This is a genomic window from Salinicoccus cyprini (assembly GCF_007713705.1).
GTDB classification, from domain to species: domain Bacteria; phylum Bacillota; class Bacilli; order Staphylococcales; family Salinicoccaceae; genus Salinicoccus; species Salinicoccus cyprini.
The window spans coordinates 977,709-991,193 of sequence record NZ_VMSJ01000001.1 but is presented as its reverse complement, the minus strand read 5'-3'; the positions used below and the strand labels follow the sequence as shown (position 1 = coordinate 991,193).

At 49.9% G+C, this 13,485-nt stretch carries 9 protein-coding genes and 1 other annotated feature (1 of these 10 cut by a window edge); of the genes, 5 read left to right on the top strand and 4 right to left on the bottom strand.

The genetic code is table 11. The features are described 5' to 3' along the window. Nucleotides 1-67, top strand: a binding site (T-box leader) (it extends 142 nt beyond the left edge of the window). A 48-nt stretch (nucleotides 68-115) separates the two neighbouring features. Together FO441_RS04925 and FO441_RS04920 are read left to right on the top strand one after the other, a co-directional pair. Continuing rightward, on the top strand, nucleotides 116-2,743 hold the full coding sequence (locus tag FO441_RS04925; protein ID WP_145286607.1) for a valine--tRNA ligase: 2,628 nt from the start codon (nucleotides 116-118) through the stop codon (nucleotides 2,741-2,743). A gap of 3 nt (nucleotides 2,744-2,746) precedes the next feature. Beyond that, nucleotides 2,747-4,024, top strand: a complete 1,278-nt coding sequence (locus FO441_RS04920) for a bifunctional folylpolyglutamate synthase/dihydrofolate synthase (protein ID WP_145286604.1) — start codon at nucleotides 2,747-2,749, stop codon at nucleotides 4,022-4,024. 23 nt (nucleotides 4,025-4,047) lie between these two features. On the opposite strand, the gene FO441_RS04915 is transcribed toward FO441_RS04920, so the two are convergent. Beyond that, nucleotides 4,048-5,427 carry a YfcC family protein gene (locus FO441_RS04915; RefSeq protein WP_145286601.1) on the bottom strand — a complete coding sequence of 460 codons (1,380 nt, stop codon included), beginning with the start codon at nucleotides 5,425-5,427 and terminating at the stop codon, nucleotides 4,048-4,050. Nucleotides 5,428-5,586: 159 nt separating this feature from the next. Between FO441_RS04915 and FO441_RS04910 the strand changes: the two genes are divergently transcribed. Continuing rightward, a complete protein-coding gene (locus FO441_RS04910) occupies nucleotides 5,587-6,999 on the top strand; it encodes a YfcC family protein (protein WP_145286599.1) in 1,413 nt (470 codons plus the stop codon). A 439-nt stretch (nucleotides 7,000-7,438) separates the two neighbouring features. On the opposite strand, the gene mscL is transcribed toward FO441_RS04910, so the two are convergent. After that, entirely contained in the window at nucleotides 7,439-7,822 is a 384-nt protein-coding gene (gene mscL, locus FO441_RS04905) for a large conductance mechanosensitive channel protein MscL (RefSeq protein WP_145286596.1), read from the bottom strand. A 246-nt stretch (nucleotides 7,823-8,068) separates the two neighbouring features. Here mscL and FO441_RS04900 point away from each other — a divergent pair, with 246 nt between their 5' ends. Both FO441_RS04900 and acnA read left to right on the top strand, forming a co-directional pair. Next, nucleotides 8,069-9,646: a glycine betaine uptake BCCT transporter gene (locus tag FO441_RS04900; RefSeq protein WP_145286593.1), complete on the top strand. Its 1,578-nt coding sequence runs from the start codon at nucleotides 8,069-8,071 to the stop codon at nucleotides 9,644-9,646. Nucleotides 9,647-9,833: 187 nt separating this feature from the next. After that, nucleotides 9,834-12,539 (top strand): aconitate hydratase AcnA, encoded by a 2,706-nt coding sequence (acnA, locus tag FO441_RS04895; RefSeq protein WP_145286590.1) that lies wholly within the window; start codon nucleotides 9,834-9,836, stop codon nucleotides 12,537-12,539. Nucleotides 12,540-12,584: 45 nt separating this feature from the next. Here the strand turns inward: acnA and FO441_RS04890 are convergent, their stop codons facing one another. Next, nucleotides 12,585-12,863 (bottom strand): HesB/YadR/YfhF family protein, encoded by a 279-nt coding sequence (locus FO441_RS04890; RefSeq protein WP_342782177.1) that lies wholly within the window; start codon nucleotides 12,861-12,863, stop codon nucleotides 12,585-12,587. Nucleotides 12,864-12,880: 17 nt separating this feature from the next. Further along, the gene (plsY, locus tag FO441_RS04885) at nucleotides 12,881-13,465 is read right to left on the bottom strand and encodes a glycerol-3-phosphate 1-O-acyltransferase PlsY (RefSeq protein ID WP_145286585.1); all 585 of its coding nucleotides are present in this window, start codon (nucleotides 13,463-13,465) and stop codon (nucleotides 12,881-12,883) included. Nucleotides 13,466-13,485: the final 20 nt, after the last annotated feature.

Here is a 13,485-nt window from a genome sequence, read left to right as displayed (position 1 = left end):
CGTTAATCATCCCAAGTGCAGCATTCGTGCTGAATTTAGGTGGTACCGCGGAGCTTCCGTCCTATGTTTTATGGACTGGAAGCTTTTTATTTTGTCCAAAAAAGGAGAGATTTATATGGAAATGTCCAAAAAGTACGATCCGAGATCTGTAGAAGAAGGTAAATATGAGAAGTGGGTCGAGTCAGGCTATTTCAAATCCGATGCACAGTCTGACAAGCCGCCGTTCTCCATCGTCATCCCGCCACCGAATGTGACGGGCAAACTTCATCTCGGCCATGCATGGGATACAACATTGCAGGATATCATTACACGGATGAAGCGGATGCAGGGGTATGAAGTGCTCTATCTGCCGGGCATGGACCATGCCGGCATTGCGACCCAGGCCAAAGTTGAGGCGCGCATGCGTGAAGAAGGCCTCTCCCGCCACGATATCGGGCGTGAGAAGTTCCTCGAACAGGCATGGGACTGGAAAGAGGAGTATGCCGACTTCATCCGCAGCCAGTGGCAGAAGCTCGGCCTTGGCCTCGACTATGACAAGGAGCGCTTCACTCTGGATGAGGGCTTGTCGAAGGCCGTCAGAAAAGTGTTTGTCGACATGTACAATAAGGATCTGATCTATCGCGGCGAATATATCATCAACTGGGATCCGGAAACCCGGACGGCACTCAGTGATATCGAGGTCATCCATAAGGAGATTGAAGGCAACTTCTATCATGTCAGATACCCGCTGCCGGATGGCAACCATCTGGAAGTGGCAACAACACGCCCTGAAACAATGCTCGGGGATACGGCCATTGTCGTCCACCCCGATGACGACCGCTACAAGCAGTATATCGGCAAGACGGTCACACTGCCGATCATGGAGCGCGAGCTGCCGATCATCTCGGACCCTTATGTCGATATGGAATTCGGTACGGGTGTCATGAAGGTGACACCGGCACACGATCCGAACGACTTCGTCCTCGGCGAGCGTCATGACCTCGAGCGCATCAACGTAATGAATGAAGACGGCTCAATGAATGAGCTGGCCGGCAAATATGCAGGCATGGACCGTTTCGACTGCCGCAAGGCACTGGTCAAAGATCTGGAATCGGAAGGATACCTTATCAAAGTGGAACCGCACGTCCACTCCGTCGGCCATTCGGAGCGCAGTGGCGCCGTCGTCGAACCTTACCTGTCGACGCAGTGGTTCGTAAAAATGGATGAACTGGCGAAGAAGAGTCTGGACAACCAGGACTCCGATAACGCAGTCAATTTTGTCCCTGAACGCTTCGACTCCACTTTCCGCCGCTGGATGGGCGATATCCGCGACTGGGTCATCTCCCGCCAGCTCTGGTGGGGCCATCAGATTCCGGCCTGGTATCATAAGGACTCCGGCGAAATATATGTCGGCATGGAGCCGCCGACGGATGCCGACAACTGGGTTCAGGACGAAGATGTCCTCGATACGTGGTTCTCAAGTGCGCTATGGCCGTTCTCCACGATGGGGTGGCCGGAAGAGACGGAGGACTTGCAGAAGTTCTTCCCGACGAATGTCCTTGTTACAGGATATGACATCATCTTCTTCTGGGTGGCCAGGATGATCTTCTCCTCCCTCGAGCATACCGGCGAGAAGCCGTTTGACGATGTGCTGCTCCATGGTCTGGTCAGGGATGAACAGAACCGCAAGATGTCTAAATCCCTCGGCAATGGCGTCGACCCGATGGATGTCATCGAGAAGTACGGTGCAGATGCGCTGAGGTACTTCCTGGCAACAGGATCGACACCGGGACAGGATCTCAGATATTCCGACGAGAAGGTGGAATCGGTCTGGAACTTCATCAACAAGATCTGGAATGCATCCAGATTCAGCATGATGAATATCGGTGAGGACTTCGGCATGGACGATATCAGTCTCGAAGGGGAGAAGTCGCTCGCTGACGAGTGGATTCTGACCCGTCTGAATGAAACCATCGGCAACGTGACACAGCTGTCCGAGCACTATGAGTTCGGAGAAGTGGGGCGCCTGCTGTACAACTTCATCTGGGATGACTTCTGCGACTGGTACATCGAGATGGCCAAAGTGCCGATGACCGAAGGTACTGAAGCGGAGAAGGCGATGACGCGCTCTGTTCTGCTGCATACACTGGACAGCATCCTGAAGATGCTGCACCCGTTCATGCCGTTTGTGACTGAGGAGATATACCAGGCGATTGAAGCAGACCGTACGATTGTCACGAGCGAATGGGCGAAGGCGCATACGCACCTCAGCAATCCGACTTCAAAAGATGGCATGGCACTGCTTGTGGACATCATCAAGTCGGTACGACAGACGAGAAACGAAGTGAATGCACCACTGTCGAAACCGATCGACATATTCATTGAAGTGAAAGATGTTACGAGACGTGAAATCATAGAGACGAACCGCCACTATATCGAACGCTTCTGCAACCCGAGTGCACTAGAAATCGCTTCTGAAATTTCGACGGAAGAGGATGTCAAGGCGGATGTGGTCAATGGCGCAACCGTCATCCTGCCGCTTTCCGGCCTGATCGATATGCAGGAGGAGATTGCACGCCTTGAGAACGAACAGAAACGTCTCGATGGCGAACTGAAGCGTGTCGCAGGGAAACTTGGCAATGACCGGTTTGTCGCCAATGCACCAGCGGACGTAGTGGAAAAGGAAAGAGAGAAGCAGCTTGGCTATCAGGCCCAGTACAATGAGGTCACAGAACGGCTTGACAGCTTGAAAAGAAAGGGATAGGCCATGAACTACCAGGAAGGATTGGATTGGATCCACGAAAGAATCAAATTCGGCATCAAACCCGGTGTCAGACGGATGGAATGGATGCTCGAGCGGCTCGGCAATCCTGAGCGGAACATCAACGGCATCCATGTCGTCGGTACAAACGGCAAGGGCTCTACGGTGTCCTATATGAGAAATGCACTGAACCGGAATGACTATACTGTCGGCACATTCACCTCACCATACATCGAGACGTTCAATGAACGCATCTCGGTGGATGGCAGCCCGATATCGGATGGTGAACTCATCGAGCTTATCGAGATCGTCAAGCCGGCAAGCGAAGCAATGGAGCTTGAAACGGAGCTCGGAACCGCAACGGAATTTGAAATCATCACCATGATGATGTTTGTCCACTTCGGTGCGCTGAAGCCGGTCGACTATGTCATCGTGGAGGCGGGTCTTGGAGCAAAACACGACTCGACCAATGTCTTCATGCCCATCATGACGGTGCTGACAAGCATCGGACTCGATCATACGAGTATTCTTGGGGATACGCTGCTTGATATTACGAAGGATAAGAGCGGAGTCATCAAACCCGGCATTCCACTCGTCTTCAGCGTAAAGGATCAGGTATCGCGCGAATATATCCATAAGGTGCTTGAAGATAATGATGCGAAAGGCATAGAACTCGATCGGGATATCATCCTCATGCCGAATAACGGCGAATTCCAGTTCCAGTATGCGCACTATGATTTTCAGGATATAAAGCTCGGCATGGTGGGCAGACACCAGAAGGAGAATGCCTCCCTTGCCATTGCTGCGCTGCTCGAGCTTCATGAGCGAGGAAAAGCTGTGCTTGATTTCAATAAGATGATCCATGGCATCGAGGAGACATCCTGGCCCGGACGCATCGAGACTGTGAGCACCGATCCACTTGTCATCATCGATGGGGCACACAACAGGGAATCGATGAGAGCACTTGTGGAAACGATGGAAAGGCAGTACAGTGATAAAAAAATTACAGTGCTGTTCTCAGCCATCGAAGGTAAACCGCTGTCCGATATGGTGGATATGCTCGGAGAGATTGCAGCATCGTTCCATGTGACGGACTTCGATTTCCAAAAATCGCTGTCCAAGGAGCATATATTTGAAAAAGTGAACCATCCCGACAAGTCGATGGTGGCCGACTATATCTCATTCATCGAAGCATTTGAAGGGGATCTGCTGCTTGTGACGGGCAGTCTCTACTTCATCAGTGAAATCAAACAATACTACAACAATAAAGACACTGGATCCTGAAAGATCCAGTGTCTTTATTCATGCTAGAAGGGACCGTAATTGATCCACAGGCTGATCACCATGAAAGCACCGCCTGCAATCACCCACACAAGCATGATCGGCCAGACGAAGCGCAACCACTTCTCATAAGGGATGTTGGCAATGCTGAGCCCGGCCATCAGAATGGCTGATGTCGGGAAAAGGTAGTTCGCAAGTCCATCCCCCATCTGGAAGGCAAGCACCACGGACTGGCGGGAGACACCGACAATGTCTCCGATCGGTGCCAAGAGCGGTATGGTGGTTGCCGCCTGTCCGGATCCCGACGGAATGAAGAAGTTGATCATGAACTGGGTCAGGAACATGCCGACTGCGGCAACTGAGGCGGGCAGGCCTTCAAGAATCGTACTGATGGAGAAGATGATCGTATCGATGATGGTGCCATCCTCCAGTATGAGCAGGATGCATCGCGCAAGTCCGACGATCAGAGCACCGAATGTCACTTCCTTTGCACCTCTGATGAAATCTTCGGCGATGCCGTTCGGCGAATTGCCGCCGAGAAGTCCCGATATGATTCCCATGGCCAGGAATATGGCCGCCAGGTCGGTGCCGGTGGACCAGCCCTGCACAACACCGTATATGATCAGACCGAATCCCGAGAATGTAATCATAAGTACAAGAATATGCCTCATGGTCAGCTCTTTGAATTCATACGTTTCGTTCTGTGCAGTCCTTTCCAGTCCATAGACATAGCTGTTGTTCATGTCCTTCTGGACACGCCTGCCGTAACGATAGACGAAGAATGCCGCGATGAGCACGAACACCAGCTGCACGATGATCCTATAGAACATGCCGGAAAAAAGCGGCAGTTCAGCGATCTGCTGCGCCACGCCGACGGTGAAGATGTTCATGAATCCCCCCGAGAAGCCGGCAGCGGCACCAAGCGCCACCATGGCCATGCCGGTCATGGCGTCCATGCCGAGCGAGCGTGCAAGCATGATGCCCATCGGAATGAAGATCAGTGTCGATTCAGCCATTCCGAAAGTCGCACCGCCGAACGAAAAGATCAGCATCGTCAGCGGAATCAGAATGACTTCGCGATCTTTGAGCAGAGAGACGACCTTGTTGATGCCCGCCTCGATGGCGCCTGTTCCGTTGATCATGCCGAAGGCGCCGCCGATGATGAATATAAGGAAGATGATACCTGCGGCATCCGTCATGCCTTCAGGAACACTGCGGAAGATTTCGGTCCAGTGTACAGGTGTCTGTTCCGTATACTGGAATGAAGTTTCATCAACGACAAGCGTGCCGTTTTCATTCTCGTATCTTTCATATTCCCCAGCTGGAATGATATAGCTCATGACCATCGCCAGAATAATGATGGCATATATCAGCACGAATGCATGGGGTATTTTTATGTATTTCATTCTGAATCCCCTTTCAATAGATCTCTATTCAATTATACTTCACGATTCGATGATGGCAACCGCAATTACCCAAATAATTGGAAAAGTTCAAATAATACAGTCTTTTCATGTTTCGAAATATCTGTATAATGGAAATATCAATTCTTTAGGAGAGATAATATGAATAAAGGAGATACCAGGAAAGAACCTGCACCGGGGTTCAGGTTCCCGCATACGTATGCGATTCTTTTCGCGGTGGTCATCATCGCTGCGGCACTGAGCTATGTCATACCGGCCGGGGAATTCGAAAGAGTGGAAGTGGGGGACAGGACGGAAGTTGTACCGGGCAGCTATACGAATGTCGAGCAGAGCCCTGTATCCTTCTTCGAACTTTTCAAGGCCATTCCGACGGGCCTGATAGATGGTGCCAGTATTATTTTCTATATTTTTCTTGTAGGGGGCGCGTTCGGCATCATCAGAGCGACAGGTGCCATCGAGGCGGCCATCCAGAAGGTGATGGTTGCAGTGAAGGGCAGGGAGAAGCTGATGATTCCGGTAATCATGCTTGTATTTTCAATTCTCGGCTTTACGACAGGCATGTCCGAGGAAGCAATCATATTCGTTCCGGTCGGCATCGTACTGGCTACAGCACTCGGCTATGATGCGATAGTCGGGACGGCCATGGTGACGCTCGGTGCGGCTGCTGGATTCATCGGCGGCATGCTCAACCCATTTACCGTCGGCATTGCCCAGCAGATCGCTGAGCTGACGATCTTTTCAGGATGGGGATTCAGAACCATCGTCTATCTGGCGGTACTCGGAACAGGGATCCTCTATGTGATGCACTACGCCAAGAAGGTGCAGAAGAATCCGGAATCGAGTCTTGTATATGAAGAATCGAAAAAGGGCATGGTCAACTTTACGGACGATGTCATGGATTTCGAAGCACTCAGGAAGCGGCACATAATGATTCTTGCCACATTCGTTCTCGGCATCATCATCAATGTCTACGGCATCTTCCAGTATGGCTGGTTCCTGACGGAACTGTCCGCCAACTTCTTTTTGATCGGGCTGATTGCGGGACTGGTGGGCGGAATGAGGATCAATGACATTTTTGATGCATTCATTGATGGCATGAAGCTTGTCGTCTATGGCGCAATCATTGTCGGATTTGCACGTGCCATTGTCGTCGTACTCGAATCCGGTGTCATCATAGACTCGGTCATCCATGGCATGAGCAGCATTCTAGATTTCCTGCCACCATCCATTACAGCACTCGGCATGCTGGTCATACAGGTCATCATCAACTTCTTCATCCCTTCAGGTTCAGGCCAGGCCATGACGACAATGCCGATTATGACGCCGATTGCAGACCTGCAGAACATATCAAGACAGGTTGCGGTACTGGCATACCAGTATGGGGACGGCATCACCAACACGATCATACCGACATCCGCTTCGCTGATGGGAGTGCTCGCTGTATCCGGAATTCCATATATCAAATGGGTCAGGTTCGTCTGGAAAGTGACTGTGCTGTGGCTTGTCATTGCTGCAGCGGCTCTGGTCGTCGCCACCATCATCGGCATTTCATAAAAAAACGTTCCGGCCAAAATTTTGACGGAACGTGTCGGATTGTAGACAAAGTCGTTGTAGAATGACACGTCTGCAGTCTTTTTATTTGGGGGATGGGATTGGTGTGGCAATGGCGTCAACTAACCATCGCGGGCGTCACCATGGCAAGTTGGAGGGTTAATTCACCATCGCGGGCGTCACCATGGCAAGTTGGAGGGTTAATTCACCATCGCGGATGCCGCCATGGCAAGTGAGCGAGTAAACTTCATCCCCGCTCGTCCATCTCCCAATCAAATCCGATTAAAACAGCACAAAAAGCCGCCCCCTCCATACACACTGGAACTAATCCAGTCTGCAGAGGGGGCGGCTTTGTCTCCATCTGTAGCTGCTTGGACAACTTCCGGCATCAGTCTACACCCTAAAACGTTTCATCCATCAAAATTTTGGACTGAACGTTTTTTTATGCCCCAGTCTGATCTTTTTTCAAGGCGTCCCTGATCTCCCTCAGCAGAACAACCTGCTCGTCTTCTGCCACCTCGACTTCTTCTTCTTTCTTGACGAGTCTGTTTTGTGTCAGCACGTTGACTGCCTTGACGAATGCGAATACGGCGACACCGATGATGAGAAAGTCGATAATTGCCTGGATGAACACACCGTATGTAATGCCTCTGTATGCCCATTCCGACGTAAAGTCGGTATTGCCGAAAATGAGGGCGATGGACGGCATGATTATATTTTCAACGAGTGCAGTGACAATCTTGCTGAATGCAGCACCTATTACGACAGCGACAGCCAGGTCGATGACGTTGCCTCTCAATATGAAACTTTTGAATTCCTGCCACATGGTCGGGTTCCTCCTGTAGTCATATAGTGATTTTGAAGTGAGATATCATATTATCATAACATATGGACATAGGCACAATCATGAATGTAATATTCCTGTAAATTTATTAATTCATTCTGATTAAGCGGTTACAGTCGGGAATTCAATTTGCCAGACCATGTGTAATATGCTAACATGAGTAATTGTTTTGTAAGGTTCATTACAAATAGTAAATTGATAATCACATAAACTAAAAGGAGGAATATCATGAATGAGAACAGCAAAACAAAGCTGACTCCAGTTTTCTGGATTGCGCTTGTCATTGTTTCAGCACTTGTGCTGTACGGGGTTTTCTTCTCGGACAGCTTCGAAAGTGTGACAAGCAGCATGCAGGCATTCATTACGAACAACTTCAGCTGGTACTATGTATCGCTGACAACCATCTTCATCGCTTTCTGTCTGATTTTTGTATTTACACCGATGGGGCAGATTCGTCTCGGCAAGCCGACAGATAAACCGGAGTTCAAAACCCTGTCATGGTTTGCGATGCTTTTCAGTGCCGGCATGGGTATCGGTCTTGTATTCTGGGGAGCTGCCGAACCGATCAGCCACTATTTTACACCACCGACAGCAGCACCTGAAACAGACGAAGCAATGAAAGAGTCTCTCAGAAGATCATTCTTCCACTGGGGCTTCCATGCTTGGGCAGTGTACGCAGTTGTAGGACTGGCACTTGCCTTTGCACAGTTCAGACGTAACCAGCCGGGATTGATCTCAAGCACTCTGAGACCGATTCTTGGGAAGCACGTTGATGGTCCGATTGGTACAACAGTCGACGTCATTGCGGTATTCGCCACAATTGCTGGTGTTGCAACTTCCCTTGGACTTGGTGTCAGACAGATCAATGGCGGACTGAACTATCTGTTCAATATCCCTAATAATATTTATGTACAGATCATCATCATCACTATAATTACAGTGCTGTTCATGGCCAGTGCTTGGTCCGGCCTGTCAAAAGGAATCCAGTATTTGAGTAACGCCAATATGATACTGGCAGGACTGCTGATGATCTTCACACTCGTCCTTGGGCCGACTGTCCTGATTCTGAACATGTGGACGGATACTTTCGGTTCCATGGCGACCAACTTCATCGGCATGAGCTATGATGTGGCACCGTTGAATGAGGATAAGAGTGCCTGGCTCGGTTCCTGGACAATCTACTACTGGGGCTGGTGGATGGCGTGGAGCCCATTCGTCGGCATATTCATCGCCCGCGTATCGAAGGGTCGCACCATCCGTGAATTCGTTCTTGCTGTAATGCTTGGACCGGCTGCTGTCAGCTTCCTATGGTTCAGCATCTTCGGTGTGACTGCCATCGATTCCCAGATGACAAACGGCGGGTACGCAGATCTTGCGACCGAAGTCGTGCTGTTTGAAGTATTCAGCAATCTGCCTATGGGTCTGATTGTCTCGATTGTTGCAGTGCTTCTGATCGGTACATTCTTCATCACATCTGCAGACTCGGCAACATTTGTGCTCGGTATGCAGACGACAAATGGTTCACTGACACCACCAAACAAGGTCAAGATGATCTGGGGTGTTGCCCAGGTGCTGATCGCAGTCGTGCTGCTGATGGGCGGCGGATTGACCGCACTGCAGGCATCATCAATCATCTCGGCATTCCCGTTCTCGATCATTCTGATACTCATGATGGTTTCGACCTATAAGGACATAGCCAAAGAGCAGAGGTCATTGAATCTCCTTCACGAGCCTGACTATGAAGGCACAGAGTATGAGAAGCTGATGAAAGATCACGAAAAGGAACAGGCGCAGAAGAACCATTAAACGCACAGAATAATATATAGTTATCGAAATGACCTATAAAGATAAGTTATGCTTATCGCTATAGGTCATTTTTTTGTATCGTAATCATGTCCGAATCGTGTCGCGTTTCGTTTACATCCCTATTGTAAAGATATACAATTGATATGAACGGTCATATGACTGGAATATTGATAGGGGGCTATTAGAAATGAGTCAAAATGTTAGTGAAGCGGCCAGAAAGTCGTTCAGCGTCAATGGCAAGGACTACGACTACTACAGTCTGAAGACTTTGACTGAACGCGGCATGTCCGAAACGCACAAGCTGCCATACTCCGTCAGAGTGCTTCTTGAATCAGTACTTCGCCAGTATGATGGCAGTGTCATCAAGGACGAGCACATCGAATCCCTGGCAACGTGGGATCAGGGTGATAACGAAGGAAAAGAAGTACCATTCAAACCGTCACGTGTCATCCTTCAGGATTTCACCGGTGTACCGGCAGTTGTCGATCTCGCATCTCTGAGAAAAGCAATGGATGATGTCGGAGGCGACGTACAGAAGATCAACCCGGAAGTACCTGTGGATCTCGTCATCGACCACTCCGTACAGGTCGATGCCTATGGTACCGACGATGCACTCAGACAGAACATGGAGCTCGAGTTCGAAAGAAACCAGGAGCGCTACGAGTTTCTGCACTGGGCAACAAAAGCTTTCGACAACTATAAGGCCGTTCCACCGGCAACAGGCATTGTCCACCAGGTCAACCTCGAGTACCTGGCCAATGTGGTCCATGTGAAAGAAGATGGCGATGCACGCGTTACATTCCCCGATACACTTGTCGGAACAGACTCCCATACGACGATGATCAACGGTCTCGGTGTACTCGGATGGGGTGTCGGCGGTATCGAAGCTGAAGCCGGCATGCTCGGCCAGCCTTCCTATTTCCCGGTTCCTAAAGTTGTCGGCGTACGCATGACCAATGCGCTTCCTGAAGGCGCAACAGCAACCGATCTGGCGCTCCGTGTCACTGAGCTGCTCAGAAAACAGGGTGTTGTCGGCAAATTCGTCGAATTCTTCGGCCAGGGCGTAACAGAACTGCCACTTGCCGACCGTGCAACCATCGCGAACATGGCACCTGAATATGGTGCAACATGCGGTTTCTTCCCGGTTGACGATGAAACACTTGAATACATGAAACTGACGGGCCGCAGTGAAGAGCACTGTGATGTCGTCAAAGCATACCTCAAGGAAAATGATATGTACTTCGACCCGGCAAACGAACCTGTATACAGCGAAGTGGTCGATCTGGACCTTTCCACTGTCGAACCTTCCCTGGCTGGACCGAAGCGTCCGCAGGATCTGATTACACTGTCCGACATGAAGGCAGAGTACAGGAAATCCGTCACAGCGGAAAGCGGCAATCATGGCCATGGTCTTGATGAAGCCGAGTTCGATAAGACGGCGACAGTCAACTTCAAAGACGGCAAAGACGTTGAAATGAAGACCGGCGACCTTGTCATCGCAGCCATCACATCATGTACCAACACATCCAACCCATACGTCATGCTCGGTGCGGGTCTCGTCGCCAAGAAGGCTGTGGAAAAAGGTCTGGAAGTCCCTGCATATGTGAAGACTTCACTGGCTCCGGGTTCCAAAGTCGTTACCGGTTATCTGGATGATTCCGGACTGCAGGAATACCTCGACCAGCTCGGCTTCAACCTTGTCGGCTACGGCTGTACAACATGTATCGGAAACTCCGGTCCACTGCTCCCGGAAATTACGGATGCAATCACTGAAAATGATCTGCTCGTGAGCTCCGTACTTTCCGGAAACCGTAACTTCGAAGGCAGAATCCACCCGCTTGTCAAAGCGAACTACCTGGCATCTCCACCGCTTGTTGTGGCATATGCACTGGCAGGTACAGTGGATATCGACCTGAAGAATGAACCGCTCGGCAAGGACAAGGAGGGCAATGATGTCTTCATGAAGGATATCTGGCCTTCCACTCAGGAAGTCAAAGATGCTGTAATGGGCAACGTCAGCCCTGAGCTGTTCAGAAAAGAGTATGAGCAGGTATTCGATGCCAATGAAATCTGGAATAATATCGAAACGACAGATGCCCCACTTTATGATTTCGATCCGGATTCCACGTATATCCAGAATCCATCATTCTTCCAGAACCTTTCAGCGGAAGCGGGTACGGTCGAGTCACTCAATGGACTCCGTGTACTCGGCAAATTCGGAGACTCGGTCACAACCGACCACATCTCACCTGCAGGCGCAATCGGCAAGGATACACCAGCCGGCAAATGGCTGATTGAGCAAGGTGTATCACCGAGAAACTTCAACTCCTACGGTTCCCGTCGTGGCAACCATGAAGTCATGCTTCGTGGTACGTTCGCCAACATCCGCATCCGCAACAAGATAGCGGACGGCAAGGAAGGAGGATTCACAACGTACTGGCCGACCGGCGAAGTGATGAGCATCTATGATGCAGCGATGAAGTACCAGGAGGATGGAACAGGTCTTGTCGTCCTCGCCGGCGACGACTACGGCATGGGCTCAAGCCGTGACTGGGCTGCGAAAGGGACAAATCTCCTTGGCGTAAAAGCGGTCATTGCTGCAAGCTATGAGCGTATCCACCGCTCAAATCTCGTCATGATGGGCGTACTGCCACTGCAGTTTGTCGATGGTGAAGACGCAGACTCCCTCGGGTTCGATGGCAGTGAAACATTTGATATCAAAGTGGATGAAAATGTCATGCCTGGACATATCCTTGATGCTGTCGCAACGAACGAAGCAGGAGAAAAGACGGACTTCAAAGTCAAAGCACGCTTCGACTCCGAAGTCGAGGTCGACTACTACCGCAATGGTGGTATCCTGCAGCTTGTCCTCAGAAACAAACTCAAAGCATAGAAACTTAAAAAGGCGCATCTCCTGATCAGGAGATGCGCCTTTTGCTTATTTGCTGTTGAATATGATTTCATCTTCATCCGAATCAATGATCAGCTCTGTATCTTCAAAATACCAGAGGTCGGATTCCTTGATGAAAATCTGAAGTCCTTCAAATTCATATACTTTACTGTCAGAGGGGATGCGCTCTACCGTCAGTGCCGGGGAAAATCCTTGTTTCAGCTGTGTCTCTCCACCGTATCTTACATAGATATTGACGCCCTGTCCTGCGTTTGGTTCCAGTTCTTCCTTCATCCAATCAAGTGCACGATCTGTAACTTCTAGCATTTTCATCATCCCTTCTGCTACATGAATGTAATCTTGCTTTCTGTCCCGTCTATTATACGTCTAATGTTGGAGATATGTCTAACAACAATTACTACAGCGATGATAAAAGAAAAAGCGATGAGTAGAGGATCTCTGAAGATCAGCGAAAGTATGAAGAAGAGCACTGCACTGACCATGCTGGAAAGGGATACATATTTGCTGATTTTCAATGTGATCAGGAAAGCCGCCAGCAGCAGGATGAAAAGAATGGGGTTGTATGCAAGTACAGCACCCCCACTTGTTGCCACAGCCTTTCCCCCTTTGAACTTAAGAAAGATCGAATACACATGACCAAGGGCTGCGACAAGTCCAGGGATGAAAATATGCATATCCGGATCCAGTAGCATTGCAGCAAGCACCGGGATGGCACCTTTGAGCATATCGAGCAGAAGAACAACAATACCTGCTTTCTTTCCGAGAATCCTGAAAGTATTGGTTGTTCCGATGTTCCCGCTGCCATGCTGCCGAATATCAATTTTATAAAACCATTTGCCGATAAGCAGACTGAAAGGCACGGACCCTAGAAGATAGCTCAACACCAGGAGTATTATGATCATTTCCATTTTAAAACCCCTTTATTATC

Excerpts from the sequence above, each read along its gene's own strand:
- plsY (WP_145286585.1), bottom strand. The coding sequence starts at position 13,465 with ATGGAAATGATCATAATACTCCTGGTGTTGAGCTATCTTCTAGGGTCC.
- FO441_RS04910 (WP_145286599.1), top strand. The coding sequence starts at position 5,587 with ATGAATAAAGGAGATACCAGGAAAGAACCTGCACCGGGGTTCAGGTTC.
- FO441_RS04925 (WP_145286607.1), top strand. The coding sequence starts at position 116 with ATGGAAATGTCCAAAAAGTACGATCCGAGATCTGTAGAAGAAGGTAAA.
- FO441_RS04920 (WP_145286604.1), top strand. The coding sequence starts at position 2,747 with ATGAACTACCAGGAAGGATTGGATTGGATCCACGAAAGAATCAAATTC.
- acnA (WP_145286590.1), top strand. The coding sequence starts at position 9,834 with ATGAGTCAAAATGTTAGTGAAGCGGCCAGAAAGTCGTTCAGCGTCAAT.
- FO441_RS04900 (WP_145286593.1), top strand. The coding sequence starts at position 8,069 with ATGAATGAGAACAGCAAAACAAAGCTGACTCCAGTTTTCTGGATTGCG.
- FO441_RS04915 (WP_145286601.1), bottom strand. The coding sequence starts at position 5,427 with ATGAAATACATAAAAATACCCCATGCATTCGTGCTGATATATGCCATC.
- mscL (WP_145286596.1), bottom strand. The coding sequence starts at position 7,822 with ATGTGGCAGGAATTCAAAAGTTTCATATTGAGAGGCAACGTCATCGAC.
- FO441_RS04890 (WP_342782177.1), bottom strand. The coding sequence starts at position 12,863 with ATGCTAGAAGTTACAGATCGTGCACTTGATTGGATGAAGGAAGAACTG.